The 20,530-nt window shown below is 45.8% G+C and carries 9 protein-coding genes; 7 read left to right on the top strand and 2 right to left on the bottom strand.

The window, feature by feature from the left end:
- The 5 genes from L1271_RS21555 to L1271_RS21535 form a co-directional block, all read left to right on the top strand.
- Positions 1–1,547, top strand: a 1,547-nt coding sequence (locus tag L1271_RS21555) for a non-ribosomal peptide synthetase (RefSeq protein ID WP_235368781.1), incomplete at its 5' end; no start/stop codon positions are given.
- Between the two features lie 2 nt (positions 1,548–1,549).
- Positions 1,550–11,362 carry a non-ribosomal peptide synthetase gene (locus L1271_RS21550; protein ID WP_235368780.1) on the top strand — a complete coding sequence of 3,271 codons (9,813 nt, stop codon included), beginning with the start codon at positions 1,550–1,552 and terminating at the stop codon, positions 11,360–11,362.
- Between the two features lie 128 nt (positions 11,363–11,490).
- Positions 11,491–12,729 (top strand): NAD(P)/FAD-dependent oxidoreductase, encoded by a 1,239-nt coding sequence (locus L1271_RS21545; RefSeq protein WP_235368779.1) that lies wholly within the window; start codon positions 11,491–11,493, stop codon positions 12,727–12,729.
- Between the two features lie 191 nt (positions 12,730–12,920).
- Entirely contained in the window at positions 12,921–13,973 is a 1,053-nt protein-coding gene (locus tag L1271_RS21540) for a hypothetical protein (RefSeq protein ID WP_102056422.1), read from the top strand.
- A 75-nt stretch (positions 13,974–14,048) separates the two neighbouring features.
- A complete protein-coding gene (locus tag L1271_RS21535) occupies positions 14,049–15,119 on the top strand; it encodes a hypothetical protein (RefSeq protein ID WP_235368778.1) in 1,071 nt (356 codons plus the stop codon).
- Positions 15,120–15,194: 75 nt separating this feature from the next.
- On the opposite strand, the gene L1271_RS21530 is transcribed toward L1271_RS21535, so the two are convergent.
- Positions 15,195–16,430 (bottom strand): MDR family MFS transporter, encoded by a 1,236-nt coding sequence (locus tag L1271_RS21530; RefSeq protein ID WP_235368777.1) that lies wholly within the window; start codon positions 16,428–16,430, stop codon positions 15,195–15,197.
- 169 nt (positions 16,431–16,599) lie between these two features.
- Positions 16,600–17,115, bottom strand: coding sequence for an acyloxyacyl hydrolase (locus L1271_RS21525; protein ID WP_102056419.1), 516 nt, complete (start codon positions 17,113–17,115; stop codon positions 16,600–16,602).
- Between the two features lie 180 nt (positions 17,116–17,295).
- Here L1271_RS21525 and L1271_RS21520 point away from each other — a divergent pair, with 180 nt between their 5' ends.
- Together L1271_RS21520 and ygjK are read left to right on the top strand one after the other, a co-directional pair.
- Entirely contained in the window at positions 17,296–18,042 is a 747-nt protein-coding gene (locus L1271_RS21520; RefSeq protein WP_010604072.1) for a substrate-binding periplasmic protein, read from the top strand.
- A gap of 96 nt (positions 18,043–18,138) precedes the next feature.
- Entirely contained in the window at positions 18,139–20,478 is a 2,340-nt protein-coding gene (ygjK, locus tag L1271_RS21515; RefSeq protein ID WP_442960391.1) for an alpha-glucosidase, read from the top strand.
- Positions 20,479–20,530 lie beyond the last annotated feature (52 nt).

Below are 20,530 nucleotides of genomic sequence, written 5' to 3'. Positions count from 1 at the left end.
CCTATGTGCCTGTTTCACCAGATTACCCCGAAGCTCGGGTTGAGTTTATTTTAACCGACACCAACACCGACTTAGTGCTAACCCAGGAAAGCCACTTGCCATCACTTAACCCTGTGCTTGGAAAAGCCACAGCGCTCGGCGTAAACACCCATGCGCTTGCGTTGGAGCATGAGAACTTAGTGCGTCCAACGGCCTTGGCTAACTTGGCTTATATCATCTACACCTCAGGGACAACCGGACAACCAAAAGGTGTGATGCTCACTCAGCACAATGTGCTTTACTATCTTCACGCCTTAACCAGCCAGTTAGGTGACAAGTATCGTAATATCGACTTTTCTTCTAACTACTGTTTTGACCTGTCGGTGACGACCACCTTATGCCCGCTCCTTGCTGGACAAACGGTGTGTGTCTATGAAGGCGATATTCTTGATGCCGTCGCCTTTAGAGCTCACCTAAGTGCCGCGAATGTTGGCTTTGTGAAAACCACACCCAGTCTTGCCATGGCGCTATTGCCTGGCAGCGACGCACAAGTCGATGCCCTAATGCTCGGTGGTGAAGCGCTGACTGAGCAGGCCATTGCCGCATTAAGCGACCATGTAAACGCTATTTTCGATGAATATGGCCCAACGGAAGCCACAGTCGGTGCGATGCTAGCACAGGCCTACCCACGTCTTCATCAAGGCATAGGTAAAGCCTACCCTAACGTTAATCTTCATGTGTTGTCTGAGTCGCTGCAGCCCATGCCCATTGGTGCGCCGGGTGAGTTATATATTTCAGGCCTTGGGGTTGCCCGGGGTTACTTAAACCGCCCTGAACTCAATGCTGAGCGCTTTATTGATAATCCATTTAGTCACGACCCCGCCCATAGCAAGCTGTACAAAACCGGTGACCTTGCCCGCTTCCTAGACAACGGCGACTTGGTGTATCTCGGTCGTAACGATGAGCAGGTGAAAATTCGTGGTTATCGTGTCGAACTAGGCGAGATTGCCGCTGCTATTGTCGACCAACAAGGCGTACAAAACGCAGTGGTGATTGACGTGCCTGCACCGCAAGGCAAAGCGCTGGCCGCTTATCTTGTCGCAGAGCCTGACCTTGAAATTACCGAGGTAAAGCTCGCCCTAAGTGCTGCTTTACCTGAATACATGGTGCCCAGTCACTTTACTCTAATCGAGCATATTCCACTCACGGGTAACGGTAAGCTTGACCGCAAAGCACTCCCCGTGCCAGAGCTTCAGGCTGACAACCTCTATGTGGCACCACGCAATGCCTTAGAGACCCAGCTTTGTGAGATTTGGCAACAGGTACTTGGCCTAGAACAAGTGGGGATTGAAGATAATTTCTTCAGTATCGGGGGGGACTCTATCTCGGCTATCCGGTTGATGAATGCGTGTAATAAAGCACTGGATTTAAACATCCCAATTTCAGCCTTGTTTGAGCATACCCATATTGCCGCAATCGTCGACAACTTAGAGACGCTGAGCGTGGATATCGAGATTAAAGCAGACTCCGGATCACAACAAGAACAAACTAATAGCATGAGGATTTAACCATGTTGTCATTGCTCGCTGAACTGAAAGATCACAATCTCTCAATCTGGTTGCAAGACGGCGGACTAGAGCTGTCATTTGGCGCGCAAGCGCCAGATGCTGCGCTTGTTGCAAAGTTAAAGTCAAACAAAACGCAGCTAATGGATTACCTTGAAGCAAAAGCAATTTTTTCAAAGGATGCGTTTAATACACTGCCAGAATTAAACCGCTATCCGCTTTCGTTTGCGCAAGAGCGTTTACTCTTTATCGAACGGTTAGAAAATGGCACCAACGCTTATCATATTCCGTTTTTGGTTAAACTCGCTGAGCACACCGAGCTTGCACACTTAGAACAGGCGTTGAATATCGTGTTAGATAGGCACGAAATCCTTCGCAGTGTCTATCGTCAAGACGAGCAAGGCCTCGACTATCAAGAAGTGTTGAGCGCTTGTATTGAGATTACGCCTAGCCCTGTGGCTGACTTAGCTGCGCTTAATACGGCTGTTAAACAAGCGATCAGTACACCATTTGACTTAGCCAATGAGCCTATGTTCAAGGTTTGCTGTTGGACATTAGACGCTGAACGTTACGTGCTATTTATGTGGCACCATATTGCGTTTGATGGCTGGTCCACCGAAATCTTTATGCGTGAGCTACACCAAGCCTATTTTATGCTAGCTTCAGGCAAAACGCCTGAGCTACCAGCGCTTGAGTTACAGTACCAAGATTACGCAAGGTGGCAGCGCGAGTATCTCAGCGGCGATACCTTAACTAAGCTTTTAGACCACTGGACTGATGCACTTGCAGGTGCTGAGCAGCTTGAATTACATTCGCCACTACCAAGGCCAAATGAATATCAATATCACGGTGCCGACCACCGTATTCATTTGGGTCAGGAACGAAGCGAAGCCCTCAAGGCCATAGCCAAAACGCAACAAACCAGTCTTTATGTAGTACTGCTCAGCAGCTGGGCATTGACATTACAAGCAACCAGCGGTCAGTCAGATTTAGTCATAGGTACGCCATCTGACAACCGTCACCTAAGCCAGACACAAAATCTTATTGGCTTTTTGGTCAATAGCTTAGCCCTGCCAGTTCATATTGATAACGCACTCGACTTTAATACCTTAATCCAACAAGTGCACCAAACCTTAAAAGCGGCAAAGGCGCACCAAGATCTGCCATTTGATAAATTGGTCGACGCCCTAAAATTACAACGGGATCCGTCTCGCCACCCGCTATTTCAAATGATGTTTGCGCTTGAGCAATTTAAAAATAACAGCGACGACAGCAGCCAACAGCTGTTTACGCCTGTGGATGAGTCACAAGTAAAAGCGCTACATAAAGTGGCTAAGTTCGACATTAGTTTACTGCTACAAAATGGTGACGAAGAAGTATTTGGTGATATTAACTATGCCACCGCGCTATTTCCAAGTGACTGGATCGCAACTCTTGCTGAGCGCTTTATCAATATTATCGATCAGGTGATCGCCAGAACCGCACAGCCACTTGCAAAAGTAGCCCTACAAAATAGAACTGAGACTGACACACTCCGTGCTTGGCACAACAACGCCGAGTCGTTTGCTACCGACAAAGATCTGGCCAGCTTAGTAGAGCAGCACGCCGCTAACACCCCAGAGCAAGCGGCCATGTTAACCAGCAGCGGTGAAACGCTGTCTTATGCCGAAGTGAACGGTAAAGCTAATGCCCTTGCGAAGCAAATCATTGCTCAGCACCCCAAAGCCCAAGCTGGCCTATTGCCTGCCGATACCCCTATCGCCCTCTACTTTTCTCGCAGTAGCGAGATGCTTATTGCTATTTTGGCCGTGCTCAAAGCCGGTGGTGCCTATGTGCCTGTTTCACCAGATTACCCCGAAGCTCGGGTTGAGTTTATTTTAACCGACACCAACACCGACTTAGTGCTAACCCAGGAAAGCCACTTGCCATCACTTAACCCTGTGCTTGGAAAAGCGGCGGCGCTCGGCGTGAAGGCGCTCGGCGTAAACACCCATGCGCTTGCGGTGGAGCATGAGAACTTAGTGCGTCCAACGGCCTTGGCTAACTTGGCTTATATCATCTACACCTCAGGGACAACCGGACAACCAAAAGGTGTGATGCTCACGCAGCACAATGTGCTTTACTATCTTCACGCCTTAACCCGCCAGTTAGGTGACAAGTATCGTAATATCGACTTTTCTTCTAACTACTGTTTTGACCTGTCGGTGACCACCACCTTATGCCCGCTCCTTGCTGGACAAACGGTGTGTGTCTATGAAGGCGATATTCTTGATGCCGCCGCTTTTAGAGCTCACCTACATGCCGCGAACGTTGGCTTTGTGAAAACCACACCGAGTCTTGCCATGGCGCTATTGCCTGGCAGCGACGCACAAGTCGATGCCCTAATGCTCGGTGGTGAGGCGTTGACCGACCAGGCCATTGATGCGTTAAGCGGCCATGTGAACGCTATTTTCGATGAATATGGCCCAACGGAAGCCACCGTCGGTGCGATGCTCGCGCAGGCCTATCCTCGCCTTCATCAAGGCATAGGTAAAGCCTACCCTAACGTTAATCTTCATGTGTTGTCTGAGTCGCTGCAGCCCATGCCCATTGGTGCGCCGGGTGAGTTATATATTTCAGGTCTTGGGGTTGCCCGGGGTTACTTAAACCGCCCTGAACTCAATGCTGAGCGCTTTATTGATAATCCATTTAGTCACGACCCCGCCCATAGCAAGCTGTACAAAACCGGTGACCTTGCCCGCTTCCTAGACAACGGCGACTTGGTGTATCTCGGTCGTAACGATGAGCAGGTGAAAATTCGTGGTTATCGTGTCGAACTAGGCGAGATTGCCGCTGCTATTGTCGACCAACAAGGCGTACAAAACGCTGTGGTGATTGACGTGCCTGCACCGCAAGGCAAAGCGCTGGCCGCTTATCTTGTCGCAGAGCCTGACCTTGAAATTACCGAGTTAAAGCTCGCCCTAAGTGCTGCTTTACCTGAATACATGGTGCCCAGTCACTTTACTCTAATCGAGCATATTCCACTCACGGGTAACGGTAAGCTTGACCGCAAAGCACTCCCCGTGCCAGAGCTTCAAGCCGACAACCTCTATGTGGCACCGCGCAATGCCTTAGAGACCCAACTTTGTGAGATTTGGCAACAGGTACTTGGCCTTGAGCAAGTGGGGATTGAGGATAATTTCTTCCAAATCGGCGGCGATTCAATTGTCAGTATTCAGCTGGTTTCACGCTTAAGAGAAGCAGGATTAACGGTACAAGTTAAAGAAATATTTGCCGCCCCAACTCCCGCGCGGCTGGCAAAGCTTATCAGTGCGAATGGCGACAAGAAGGTTACGATAAAAACCGAACAAGGCCAGCTTGAAGGCGAGTTCGATCTACTGCCTATCCAGCAGTGGTTCTTCGCAAATCAGTTTGCTAACCCCGCACACTTTGCCCAAACTTTTGCCACTGTAATGCCAAGCGCAATCAGTGATGAGAGATTAGTTGAGCTATTGTCCGAGCTTGCTGAGCAACATGATGTGCTACGCCTTGTTTTCAATCAAAAGACGGCGCACATTACCCAGCAGTACCAACAAAATAATACCATGGCACCTCTAGTTAAACTTGATGCAGACACACTTAGTGACGACGAGCTTGCCAAGCAATTAACTCGCTTGCAGTCACAGTTTGAGTTAAATTCAGGCCCTTTATGGCAGCCAATTCGTGTCAAACGCCAAAGCCAAGATGTATTGGTACTGGCCTTCCACCACCTGATCATTGACTTTGTCTCTTGGCGGATCCTAATTGAGGATTTAAATAGCCTTTATCAAGGCAAAAAATTGGCGCAAAAAACCTCAAGCTATCGTCAATGGGTTGAGACCTTAGCCCAATATGCACATGTTCAAGCCGAACAAATCGATTACTGGCAAGAAGTACTTGATACTTGTCAAACACACTTAACAGCGAAGAACACACCGACAAACCAAGTGATTAAACTTGACTCTGCATTTACACAAACGTTGCTGTTTGACGCTAATCAAGGATATCACACAGAGCCTCGAGACCTTGTCGTCGCCGCGCTGTCCCTAACTCTAGCTCATATCACTGGTAGTAATGATCAGGTTATTGCGCTTGAAGGACATGGTCGTGAACACATCGCCGAAGATATAGATCATTCACGCACCGTAGGCTGGTTTACGTCATTATATCCACTAGCACTCCATGCGGGTTCTAGTCTCGAAAGCGCTATAGTCAATGCCAAAGAGCAGCTGCGTAAATTGCCAGACAATGGCGTTGGTTTTGGTCAATTCTATTTTTCCAAACAAGTGACGGGGACTTTACCAACCGTTGCATTCAACTATTTAGGCCAAATCGGTGGCACAAAAACGCAGCAACCCAGTGGTGACTTCTACTTGACCGAAGCCATTACAGGTCAATCAGTCGCAAGCGAAAATAATGGCCATTACGTTCTTGATATCAACGCGGCTATTATTCATGGTCAGCTTGTCTTAAATTGCACCACGGCATTGTCTGAAACCGAATTTGCCCTATTCCAAAGTCAGTTCACTGCCAGTCTACAAGCGGTGCTGGACACGGCATTACATACCAAAGCGCTTGGCGCCAAACAAACGCCGAGCGACTATAACCTGACAGGCGTCAGCTTCGCCCACTTAGATACACTGCGCACACGTTACGACCTAGCCGCGGTTTATCCCGCAACAAACTTGCAGCAAGGTTTTATTTTCCACCAGCTTAATAGTCCAGAAGATACCGCCTATCGGGTGCAGTCACAGATGCAGTATTTCGATAAAATTGACACTGCGCTTTACTGTCGTGCGTGGCAACTAACCTCGCTGCAATATCCAGCGCTGCGCTGTGCTTTTGATGTTGAAGAAACCATGCTGCAACTTATCGTGGATCACACCTGTGTTGATGAAGATAACTTTAGCGTGATTGATATCAGTCAATATTCAAAAGCAGAACAACAAGCACACATAGAAAAGCTTGCAAACCAAGTGCTAAATCAGCCATTTAATTTTGCAAGACCGGGGTTATTTACACTGCATTTGGTAAAACGCGGTGAAGCGCATTATCACCTAATAAAAACAGAGCATCACAGCATTTGTGATGGCTGGAGTGGCCCGTTAGTTATGCAGACCGTTCACCAGAACTATACGCAATTACTACAAGGTCGAGAACCTGTTTTACAGGTGGATAACGCCTATTTAGATGCCCATGCCTACCTAAGAGATAATCAGGCCGCCACCAAAGCATTTTGGCAATATCATGTCGCTGATTTATCACAAGCAAACGATCTTAACACCCTGTTTAGTCACTCAACAGATTTAGAAACGCTCCGTCATAATCATGATCCGCAGGCGCTGTATTTTGCTCTACCAAGCGAGACATTAAGTAAGTTGCAGCAAGCGTGTCAGCAACATTCTGTCACGCTCAATGCTGCGGTACAATTTGCCTGGCATAAGCTTATCCAAATCTATACTCGCGACGAATTTACTTTAGTAGGTACAACTATCGCAGGTCGTGACTTACCAATTGACGGCATAGAGCAAAGTGTTGGAGCTTACATCAATACGCTACCGCTTTATCTTGATTGGCCTACAGATGCTACCATCGCGCAACAACTCGAGAAGATCCAAACTGCCATTTTGGACTTAAATAGCCATGCGAATGTGTCACTCGCGTCACTGCAACAAGGTGGTAATCGGCTATTCCAAAGCCTAGTCGTTTTCGAAAACTACCCAAGCCTTGAAAATGAACAAGCAGAGGCACAACAAGCTCGCTGGCAGTTTGACGCAGCACCAGAGCAAGTTGAATACCCACTTGCATTGATAGCAAAGGAGCAAGGAGAGTTGCAACTCGAGCTGATGTACGACGCCAGCTTGCTTTCGCCTGCACGTGCCGCACAACTGCAATCTCAACTGCTACTTATCCTCAAGCAAGTCGCTGACAATACTCTCTTACCTCATCAACACATTGAAATTGCCAATACAGTGGAAAAGGCCCGTATTCTCAACGAGTGGAATGAAACCGAGCTCGAGTCATGTGGCTTCGAGAACTTCAACGACTTATTTAGTGAAAAAGTCGCCGTATTCCCGGATGCAACCGCTGTGGTCTGGCAAGATGAATCACTAAGCTATCAAGCACTCGACCGCCAGGCTTGCCAGCTTGCCCAGCAATTATTGGTGATTAAGGCTGAGATTTACGGCAACGAGTATCAAGGTGATTTCCCAGTCTTATTACTGCATGAAAAACAGTTGGATTCTATCGTTGCGATCCTCGCTATTCTTAAAGCAGGCGGTGGTTATGTTCCTGTATCACCGGAATTTCCTGACTCAAGAATTGAATATATTGCCAAGGACTGTGGTGCGAAAATTGTGGTCACCCAATCGGGATTAATGGATAGAGTTGCGAGTACAACACTTGCCTCACTGACACATGTACTCAGCGATGCATCAATGGAGGAAACAAGCTTAGACCAATCGGTATCGGTGAGCACGTCTGATTTGGCTTATATTATCTATACCTCTGGTACCACAGGTAACCCTAAAGGCGTAGAAATCAACCATGCGGCACTATTAAACTATGCCACTGACGACCACTTTATCGATCCCACACGACTGAGCAAGGTCCTTAGCTTATCGAGTATTAGCTTCGACGCGTTTATTTTTGACTGCTTTGTCACACTCAGTAATGGCGCAGCACTACACCTGATAGATAAACAGACTCAACTTGATCCAGAACGACTGATTGAATACTGCCAAGCACAGCAGATTGATACGTGTTTTGTAACCACTGCGCTATTTAATCGTTTAGCTAACGAAGACTTCTTCTTACACGCCGGACTTAAACAGATTAATTTTGGTGGAGAGGCAGTCGACTTAGCTATGGTTGAGCGAGTAAAGCATCAAGCGCCAGAGCTGATGCTTTACCACGCCTATGGCCCAACAGAGACCACCGTTTATGCTACTTGCTGCTTACTCAACACTGTAAATCACGGAGCACCTATTGGCCGTGCCATTGCCAATAAATCTGCCTACGTGTTGTCGCCTGCTGGCAAAATACTTCCACCGGGCGTGGCAGGAGAGCTTTATATTGGCGGCGCGGGTATGGCAAGACGCTATTTACACCGGTCAGATTTAACCGAACAAGCATTCTTAGTTAATCCATTCGCATCGGATAGGTATCTCGCAAGCGGTTGGAACAAAATGTATAAAACAGGAGATTTGGTTAAATGGCGTGAAGATGGCTTATTAGAGTATGTTGGTCGTAATGATTTCCAGGTGAAAATTCGTGGTTACCGCATCGAACTTGGCGAGATTGAAACTGCAATTAAGCAACAACCGCAAATTCATACTGCGTTTGTAAACGTGAATGAACAAGATGGGATTAAACGTATCGTGGCCTATTTGGTCATGGCAAATACTGAGTCACTGGATGAGGCGAAGCTCAAGCAAACACTCTCTCACATGCTGCCGAGTTATATGCTGCCAAGTGCCTACGTCACATTAGACGCCCTACCCGTTACGGTTAATGGCAAGATTGATGCCCGAGCACTACCGCAGCCCGATTTTAGCCAAACTGAGACCCTCCATGCTCCAAACACAGAACTGGAGCGGCATATCGCTAAAATCTGGTGTGCTGTTTTGGGGATTAAGCAGGTTGGCTTGGAAGATAACTTCTTCCATATCGGTGGGGACTCAATTATGAGTATTCAGCTCATGTCGGCTCTCAAACGTGCTGGCTATTCGCTGTCGACCAAAGACATATTTACGTATCCAACCCTAGAAGCGCTTTGTGCATTTTTGGCAAATAATGAACAGGTAGAAATTGTGGCTGAACAAGGTGAGCTCAGCGGAGAAATCAAGTTATTACCTATCCAGCAATGGTTCCTCAACTCCCACTACCGTCATAAAGCGCATTTTAATCAGTCGGTCATGCTCGCACTTCCGCACAATACCGCGCTAGATACTTTGGAGCGTGCACTCGTGCAGCTGCATCAACAACATGACATGTTGCGTGCTCAGTTTAGCAAAACCGAGACTTGGCAATCCCAATATCAAAGTATTGAAGCGTGCCCAGCACCAAAGCTTATCCATCTGGACACCTTGGGGCTTGATGAGCAGCAAACTGGACTGGCGTTGAGCAAAATACACGCCCGTTTTGAACTCGGTTCAGGTGCTTTGTGGCAACCGGTTTTACTCAGCGATGATACGCCGCTAACTAGACTCGTACTTATCGTTCACCACCTTGTGATTGATGGTGTTTCGTGGCGTATTTTGGTCGAAGACTTAAGCCGCTTGCTACAAGGCGACACCTTAAGCGACAAAACCAGCAGTTATCGCCAATGGTCAGACGTTGTGGCCCAGCATCCTTTTGAACAACAAATACCGTATTGGCAAAACGTGCTAAGCACACAACAAAACATACCTTACGGTAAATCACAACAGCGTCTTACGCATCAATTTGATACTCAGCTTACTGAGCAATTGCTACGCCTTGCTCCTGCTGGATTTAACACAGAAATCAATGATCTCTTAATGAGTGCGTTTACTCGGGCTTGGTGCAATACCTTTGCTACAAACTATTGCCACCTCACGTTAGAAGGCCACGGCCGAGAACATCTGAGTGACCATATTGATACGTCAAGAACACTAGGCTGGTTTACTAGTATGTTTCCGGTTGCTCTGAAAAATGACACGGATTTATCGACGCTGATTATTCAAAGCAAAGAAACGCTTCGTGCCATTCCAGATAAAGGTTTAGGCTTCAGCGAATTGGTCAGACGTGGGGAATTTTCCTTCAGCCAATTACCTAAAGTTAGCTTTAATTACTTGGGACAACTTGATAGCAACAATGATGCACAAGATCAGGGCATACGAATGCTAAATGCACACTCAGGCGATGCCAGTAGCAAGGATAATCAGGATGAAATGGCACTCATCGTTAATGCCGAAGTGCGTCAAATGAAACTGCAAGTGAGCATTGCAAGTCAGTTAGATGAGACGCAAACCACCGCATTCATAGAGCAGTTCGATGCTGCCCTTCGAGCCGTCGTTTCACATTCGATTACAGCAGCAAGCCCCCAAGGCATAAAAACCCTAAGCGATATTGAGATCGGCGTATTGGTGAATGAAGCCGATGCTCCTATTGAATGGTTTTTCTTCCCTCCGGGTGGCGGTGGTGCTGAGAGTTACTTGCAATCCATTGCTCCCAAGATTTCCGCGCCTTGTTATTGCTTCAATAACATCTATGCCGCACAGGAAAAACCAAAGGGCTCGCTCGCCTATGACTATTATCAGTTCCAAACATTGGCGTTGCAGTATGCTATTCATCTTAAAAAGCTAAAGCCTAGTGGTCCTTATCGGATTTTTGGTTGGAGTTTTGGCGCAACGCTGGCACTTGAGGTTGCCAAACTGCTGCAAAATGAGGGGGACACAGTCGAACACTTGGTGTTCGTCGACCCTTGTTTTGACTATGCCGCGATGCATGATGAAGTTTTTGCTCTACACCCAGAGTTCAGTCATCTTGAGCCCGATAGAATTAATTATCACTACCAAAATGATCCGGCATTTTCTAGCACCGCAAAGGTGACGCTATTTAGTGCTGGTTGTGCGGTTGAAGTGGCTCAGTCGGATAGCCTAGAGTTGCAACTTTCCAGTCATATAATCAACCGATACCTTGATAAGAATCAAAATCTTATCGAAGAAGCAATGCAACCCAGTCAGGTTCAAGTGTTCACCATGAAAGGGTCGCACAACAGTTGGGTAAAAACACCGGAAGACTTAATAAAAATGTCAGAAATTATGAACACTCTTTAACATTTTATTCGTTAATATAATGTTAAATTAGATTTTCTAGAGTGAGGCATTAAAGGGAGCTCCCCTCTTCACTCTAGGATTAATTAATTGCCACATTTTCTCACAATATATGATTAAGGAATTACAAAATGGCTAAGGAAAATGTAGATGTACTTATTATCGGCGCTGGACCTGCTGGGACAATGACCGCTGCAAAGCTAATTCAAGCAGGGTTAACCGTGAAGATCGTTGAACGTAGCCACTTTCCACGCTATGTTATCGGTGAAAGTCTTCTACCACAAAGTATGCAGCATTTAGAAGATGCTGGATTTATGGATGCGTTAGTCGCACGCAATTACCAAAAGAAAATCGGTGCTAATTTTAAACAAGATGACTTCCAAGAGTTTTTCGATTTCTCTAAAAATTACACCGACGGCTGGACATGGACATGGCAAGTTCCAAGAGATGACTTTGACAATGTACTGGCTGAAGAAGTGCAAAAAATGGGTGCCCCCATCGAATTTGGCACTTCCGTAGTCGATGCCAACATGGATCTAGAAAAACCTATCATTAAGGTAGTCAATGAGGCTGGCGACGAGCAGGAGATCCAAGCCAAATTTGTTGTTGACTCAAGCGGCTATGGCCGAGTACTAGCAAATCTACTTGACTTAAATGAACCTTCGTCAGCACCGACTCGGGCAACTTTGTTCGCGCAATTTAAACCAGCTGATGGCATAGAAACTGGGGCTGAAAACAATAAAGTAACGATTCTGGTTCACGAAGAGGATGTATGGGTTTGGCTAATACCTTTCTCTGACGGTCGTGTTTCAGTCGGCTTTGTTGGTAACCCTGAGTATTTGGAAAGTGCAGAAGGCGATGCTAAAGCGCGCTTTTTAACCTACCTTGCTCGCGATCAACATGCCTCTGCAATGTTGGAAGGAATGGCGCTGTGTATGGAACCAAAGGAGATCAAAGGCTACTCTAAAGGTATCAAACAACTGTTTGGTAAAAACTTTGTCCTAACCGGTAACGCCAGCGAATTTATTGACCCCGTATTTTCAGCCGGTGTTATGTTTGCCATTGAGTCAGGCGCACGCGCTGCTGATCTCATTGTTGCGCAGTTAAATGGCGAAGAAGCAAATTGGCAGCAAGAATATGAAGCGCATATGCTTAAAGGGATTGCTGTCATGCGCACCTATATTGAAGGCTGGTACGACGGGCGCTTGCGCCGTTTATTTTTCTCAAACAACAAGCCTGAAAAAATTAAGAGCCAAATCACTTCTGTGCTTGCGGGTTATGTATGGGATGAGACTAACCCATTTGTGAACCGCAGCGAGAAAACTTTGAACTTGCTATCTGATCTCCATAACAACCCTGAAATGGCGTGATTTTAGCTTTTGAGACCGGCGTGGGAATAGCTTCTCACGCCACATAATATACTAACAAAGATGCGTTTCAGTAGTAGTGAAAGTAGTTGTGCGATGCCTATAGTCTCCCTTATTTGCGATTAAACAAAGTGGGAAATTTTGTTGTAGGCCGACCATAGATGTGGCACTTGGCGCTTTAAAGGACTTAGACAATGAAAACTAACTTTGTATACACTGCTGCACTTTCAGCGTTATTAACAGGCACTGCACTTGCAACTCCCGCACAGGCCTCAGAATATAAAACAATTCTAATTCATGGCTTTCAAGCGGACCAACTTAACCGCCCTAACAGCACCAATGTCGAACTTGAAGGTGAAGAATACTGGTCATCTTTTTGGATAAACCACGCTGATGAGCGTATTGATTGGCCTTCTTATGAGCGTTTGCAAGGCAAAATCGCAACAGATTATATTTGGCCAAAGCTAAAAGCATTTGCAGAAAATGGCACTTGTAATCCTGGCTGTGTCTTTGTTACCCACTCAACGGGTGATTTAGTCGCGCGCTATATCTTAGATAACCAAGCAACTTGGCTTGAAAATGCGGGCCTTCAACCACTTAATATCGTTGCTACTTTTGACCTTGCAGGCGCGGGTGGCGGAAGCGAACTCGCAGACACAGCTATCAACGCTGCGACTTCTGGTGGTGTAGTAGGTGAACTAACTCGCCAAGCAGTTGAGGCATGGCTGGGCAGCATGCCTGAAGAGTTTGGTATCATGTGGGATTTAAAAGTAAATAATGCGCGACAAGTTGCTCAGTATCCGAGTGACAATGCGCCTCGCCTACGCTTTGTTGCTGATGCAAGCGACTATTACGGCCTAACTTCAGGCTTCTTACCAGGTAACGACGATGGTGTTGTATCAACGCACTCTTCTTGTGGTGCATCAGCAAAAGGTGACTTTGGTAGTTGTAGTACAAGCGTTGCTATCAACGGTCAGTTAGCCTCCCAAGATGATGCAGTAACTAGCTTTATGCCATATCACTATCCACTACTAATGAGCGCGGAATATAGCCACGGTAACCTGCCAGATGCTGGATACCAAGGCAAAGTAACAGCGGCTCGTACTCAGTTTAACGCGGGTTATAAAACGATTAGCTACAACACCTATGAAGAAACAACGGGTAGCTGGTTTTGGAAAAAAACTTACCGTTATGTTAGCGAGTCTAACTCACAAAGTTTTTCACAGTTAATACTAAACTCACTGTAACTTAACGGTTATTTTGCTAATTTCTATACCCAAGGAACTGCTCCATGCAGTTCCTTATATTAACCGAGTATTGCTATGAAAAAGTTTTTGTTGATTAGCGCCATTCTTATTGTGATCTGTATCACTGCAGGATATTTTGCCTTGCAGCGCGAAGCTCTGCCCTCACCTGAGTTAGCAGCAACACCACAAGTCACCACACCTATTTTGACACCACCAACAACACCACCAGTCACACCTAAAACTGCGATAACACAAAAACAATCACTGATCGAATCGCTACCACTGGCACAAGCTGCGCAATCAGCTGCGGCACACTATGAATATACTATTTCTCTACCGCCTTATTCACAGCCCCTTGGCAAAGGTGATTTTGATAGGCTCAATCCAAATCATTTCTATGCCATCGAAATGCCAATTGAAGAAAACAACGAACAAGTGTCTTTGTCGCTGAATCAATATCGCTTTGTACACCCCGCTACTATCGAGATAAGTTTATCTGGTAGTCAATTTTCTAATGCAACCGCAACGATACTTGACCCTACATCGCAGCAAACCTTATCTACCACCCGCCTCAAAGAGTCTAATGGTATTTGGCTTGGTGCAATCGATGGCGAGACAACATGGCCTCAAGAGCTGAATGTTGTTGTGCGTGCTAAACCAAACTCGGCTAAGGCCGTTGCATTAACAGCAAGTATCCGCTATTACCAGCCCAGCGCCACACTGCTCGCCATTGCTGAACCTTACCCCGAGCAAGCTGACTTGATAATTCCATTGCAACTTGAAGTAAAGCAAAGTGGTACTTATCGTATCCGTGCAAACCTATTTACTCCCGATGGCACACCAATCAGTCATTTGGTTGAAAAGCAAAAGTTAAGCGAAGGGAAACAGGTATTCAACTTAAAAGCACATCAGTCGGTGCTTGCTCCTTTTTCAGCTAAATCCGGCCCATCCCAGTTCACGTTAAAGACATTTGTGATTGAGAGAATGTCGCCAATGCCGGGAGAGCTTGCGCAGTTTGGTGATAGCAAAATAACCGAATACCACATCACTGATTTCTACTTTGACGCACTGGAGAAGCGCCCATATCAGCCCTCGGCTGCCGAGCGTCAACGTCTGGGTTACTTGCAAAAAATGGCAGGTAAGTAAAGTAACTAACCTTTGATTCGGATAATTAGCATAAAAACAAACGGTGACCCTTTTTAGGTCACCGAGTTAGCTAAGCTATATCGCTTCAGCCGTCGTCTTGGGCTTTAGCTCAGCAATACGATAAAAACCAAGTGCGGTGATAGATACTAAGGTCATGATGATAAACAGCATCATACCGGAGTAAAAATCTAAAATAAGCCCACCTAAAATGGGCGCTAATGCATACCCCAATGAACATAAGCCAGCAGCACCAAAATAGCTAGCTTTCAGGTTATCTGGTGCCAACCTGTCAATATAGACATTGATGTTAGTAAACATAATTGCTTCGCTCAGACTCAACACCATCATGGCTGCAATCCATCCCCAAATATTGTGTACATCATTCAAGGCCATCATGACTTGTGAAATAATCAATATCACACCACCCGCATAAAGCCTATTTTCAATGCGCCAATTACGCATCAGATGTAGTAATGGAAACTGACAAACGATGATCACACTAGAATTTGCGATGATTAAGCTAGAAATTAGCCAAGCTAGATCGGGGACCTCTGCACGCGTCAAATACTGCACTAAGCTAGAGTCACATTGCGCATAAACCAAATACACTAAAGTTGTAGCGATGAGCACAATTAAAAAAACTTTATCTTTTCGTAAGATCCTCAGCCACTTTGCAAACTTGGGTACCGACTGAGCGGCAGACTGCAAAGCGAAAGTCTGCGCTTCACTCAGTTTAGGTCTAAAGTAAAGCAGCGCGAGCAACAAACCAATATACGAAATGCCAGTATAGATAAAGCTAAACTGCTCACCATTAAGCCCCGCCCATAGCCCGTACAATGGTCCTAAAGCCGCTCCCACATTCACGAGAAAATAGAGTAAATGCAGTGCAAGCTCTCTGTCTTTTGCGTCGGCAAGTTCTTCAGTAAGTAACGCTTTACTAGGCGCATCCCAAAGCGTCCTAGGTAGACAAGCTAAAAACACTGAGGTTGCAAACAACCACAACGACTCAGCCACAGCCAACAGAGAAAAAGAAATCACACCAACAAACACTGCCGTGTAGAGCATTTTGGTGCGACCAAAGCGATCAGCGAGATTCCCCGTATAAAACCCCAAAAATACGGCGAAAGTCGCTGACACCGTCAGCAATAAACCGACCTCTGTTGCACTCAGTCCATAATTTTCGTAAAGAATAACAGCCAAAAAAGGCCATACCATGTAGTAACTAGCGCGAACGAAAAAGTTACCAACAAGCATTACCCAAACTAAAGGTGTAAAGCGCTTTAACCGCTCAATTGCAGAGCTATTCTCCATTGATGTTCCTTGATTATTATTGGTTTACACAGAACCCTAATTCCTAAACCTTAGTTTAGGTCAAGCGTTTAACTGCATTCTATTATCTTGGATACTGGAATTTTATGAAGAAAAAATTTCATCCTTGAAATCACAAAGGGAGATAAAACTAACTCAATGAAATTAAGCGTTAAAACCGCTTAACGTAGAACACATTAAAAAAGTCAAGACCGGGGTTGTGGTCGCTCAAACCAGCATTAGAATAATGTAGATATCGGATCCCAACTTTAGTACTGGGGTTCAAATTAACACTAAGTCCAATGCGGTCTTCAAACTGATAGTGAACACCAATGTCTTTACCCGCAAATCGAGTATCACTGACGTAGGTCATGCCAATTCCAAACTCAAAATTTACCGGCTTTCCAGCAAACTCATTCAGTGGAACACTAAGCACTGGTGACAATGCAATAGCAAACGTCGTGTCTGAGCGTTTTGGTTTGCCGTATTCCCAATAGTTGGTGCTCAGCTCAAAATAAACATAGGCACCTTCTCCAAAACCATAATCCGCTAAACTATAATGCAAGGGACGATACCCAAGCCGCAGTCCTTTTACATCCCCCTCTCCCATCACATAATCAACTGCAACTTCACTAGCATGTGAGTAAGTAGACACAAACAACATAAGCAAGAATAAAACTAAGCGCATAACGACTCCTCTACAACAAGAGCAATTCTACGCCGTTATTTAATTCTTAAAAGACACCAAAAGACCATATAATAATTGCCATTTAAGCACCAATTTGAAGTTTTAATCGGTACATTAATTTAACTAAAACCAATAACAAATTATGAGTTATACTATTAAAAACGATCTTGAGAATGTGGTATGCAGTATATAATTGGGAGCGTTATAGGGATATTTAGTGTATTCAGTGCCTTAGCCGCAGCACCAACAAAAGTAGATATCTATACCGAGCATTTTCCTCCGTACCAGATAGAGCAAAAGAACGGCACCATTACTGGGCTTGCCACTGATATCGTGCGCCTCATTATGTGGGAAGCAGAGCTAAGCTATCAAATTTATATGTTGCCTTGGACTCGCGCAAAAGCCTTCTCCAAAAAATCCCCCTACTCATTGCTCTACTCGATCGCCAGAACGGAGCAACGTGAAGAAAACCATATCTGGATTGCGCCACTTTGTGAGCTAAAGGTCGCCTTTTATAAGCGTGCTGATATTGCCGATCAGCAGGTGTGGGAAATATGGAAAATCAAACAACATGTTGTCGCTGTTGCGGCTGATCAGCTCTCCGAAAACTATTTAAAAGCACAAGGCTTTGTCGCCGATAAGAATATGCTATCAGTAACCAGTTTTAGTCGTGCAGGTGAGCTGCTTGAAAGAGGCAGAATAGACTTTATTTTTGGTGCCGAAAACTTTGTAGATAGAATGGCTGCTAGAATGGGTTTAGTGGAGCAATGGGACAAAGTTCTAGAAGTCCCTGAGTTAAGTAAAACCCTCTATTTAACCGCCAACCCGAGCGCCCCTCCAGAGTATATAAATCGGCTACGCGCCGCCGCTGAACGGGTGCAGATGCAACGCAAAAAGGTTGATGTCGGCTGCCCCATTGACGAGTAATTCATCGTTTGCTACTGAACTTTGTACGTCGCTGTGATAGCATTTTCAAAATTGTATACTTTATTCAAAAAACAACAAATGAAAGTACTCACAGGAATGTTATTACTCGTGCTCTTTGTAGCATGCGAAACACACGCAAGCCCAAAGATCATCAACGCAGTTTCACGCTTTGGCCACCCTCAGGTGATGAAGCCCGCAGACAAGTTTGGCCATAGTCCCTATTCACCACTGTTTGACAACGGCGCATGGCATGGTCACTTACTTCCTGATAGCGCGGCGGAATTTGGTGGTTTTACGGGTAACGCGATTATCACCGAAGAGTATTTAACCTATTTATTTGAACGTATTGAGCGTCTACAGGTTTTTCACGGTGATATCAAATTGCAATTTGATGCAGCGCAGTACAGCCTACCAGGAGAGCTGGTACAAACGCTCAGACATGAGCTCGCGACGGTGACGATCCGCTTACGCTTTGTTAGCGAGCGCACTTCTCTTATTCAAACCACTATTCATACTAAGCAACGACTTACTTTAAAATTGGACGGCAAATTACTCCACCAACTTAATCAACAACAAGCACTGGACCAACAATACCCTAAGCTCGCACCAACTATGGTTGCCAGCGAAAGTGGGATCAGTACCACTTTTGGTCGTGTTCGCGATCCGTGGGCGCTTCTGACCTCTGGTAGCAACGAGTACTCAATCACCCGCACAATCCCTTTCAAAAATGTGGTGGAAAATGACCGTTATTATAGCGAGACACAAATCTCTGGTGATCTGCAGTTTTATACCGCCATAAGTTATGTCCATAATCAACAGGAACGCATACAAACAGCAAAGGCCGTTGCCGAAATTCTCTCATCCCCAGCTAAGTATTGGCAACGCTCTAAAGCTCGCTGGATGGGCTATTTAGCACGCTATCAAACCTTACCACGAGATAAACAAACATTGGCGATAAAAGCCGTTGAAACCCTCATTGGTAACTGGCGATCTCCTGCAGGGGCAATCGTGTTTGATACCGTATCGCCTTCGGTCACTGCTCGCTGGTTTTCCGGCAATTTAACTTGGCCTTGGGACAGTTGGAAACAAGCGTCAGCGCTGAGACTATTTGCACCAGATTTAGCCAAGGCCAACATTGATGCCGTATTTTCCTATCAAATAGCAGCTAACGATCCTGTGAGACCCCAAGATAAAGGCTTATTACCCGATTTAATTGGTTATAACCTGCCACCAGAACGTGGTGGCGATGGGGGTAATTGGAGCGAACGGAATTCAAAACCCTCGCTGGCCGCTTGGGCGGTGTTGAATACCTACCATGCCAGCAAAGACAAAGCTTGGCTTGCACAAATTTACCCTAAACTTGTCGCCTATCGTGATTGGTGGCTGCGCAACCGTGATCACAACCAAAATGGTATTCCAGAATTTGGTGCAACCATAGATAAACACCATAATAATCAAGCGGGTGAGTTGTTATTTTATCTACATGAAGGAAAGCAAAAGCATGCCCATTTTGGGCTAAAAGCCTATCGCGATGCGCAGGCACAGGGTAAACAGATAAGTATTCCCGCACAGACCGCAGCGTCATGGGAATCTGGAAGAGACGATGCTGCTAACTTTGGTTTTATCTCACCACAGCAGCTTGAGATCTATGTGAAACAAGGTGGCGATGCTAAAGACTGGCAAGTCGAATTTGCTAGCAATATGGATGCCCAAGGCCATCTGCTAGGCTACTCTTTGATGCAAGAGTCGGTTGATGGGGCCAGTTATTTTTATTCTGACACCAAAAACTTGAGTACCATCGCCAATATCTTGGCTAAGCCACAGGAAGCCAAAGCCTTTTCAGCACAAGCAAAGCAAATCGCCGATTATATAAACCGCTGCATGTTCGACGATAACAGCGGATACTACTACGATATTCGCATTGCCGCATCACCGCTTGAAAATGGCTGTGCAGGGAAACCAATCATTGAACGTGGTCGTGGCCCGGAAGGTTGGGCTCCGCTCTTTAATCAGGTCGCAACAGCGTATCATGCTAAACGCGTCTCTGAAGTAATGCTCAGCCCCAGTGAATTCAACACCTATATTCCTCTAGGCTCTGCATCCCAGACCAACCCTGCATTTGGTGCAAACATCTATTGGCGTGGTCGTGTCTGGCTTGACCAATTGTATTTTGGCTTGATGGGACTAAGTTATTATGGTTATGAAACTGAAGCGAACACTTTGCTTGATCGATTTATGCAAAATGCGGATGGTCTGCTGCAAAACGCGCCTATTCGCGAAAACTACAATCCACTCACCGGCGAGCAGCAAGGTGCACCGAACTTTTCATGGAGCGCGGCCCATATTTTGCTGATGATAGAAGCATTTGAGATGGACAAGCCCAAAGCACCAATTAAAGAAGAAAAGCCAGTTTCACAGCAAATCACTACAAACTAGCCGAAAATTTGCTAGCAATTCAGTGATGATCCGTCTACATTTTTTAAATGAT

Source organism: Pseudoalteromonas sp. OF5H-5 (assembly GCF_021530695.1).
Classification (GTDB): Bacteria; Pseudomonadota; Gammaproteobacteria; order Enterobacterales; family Alteromonadaceae; genus Pseudoalteromonas.
The sequence above is the reverse complement of the archived record's forward strand: the minus strand, read 5'-3'. Positions and strand labels throughout refer to the sequence as shown.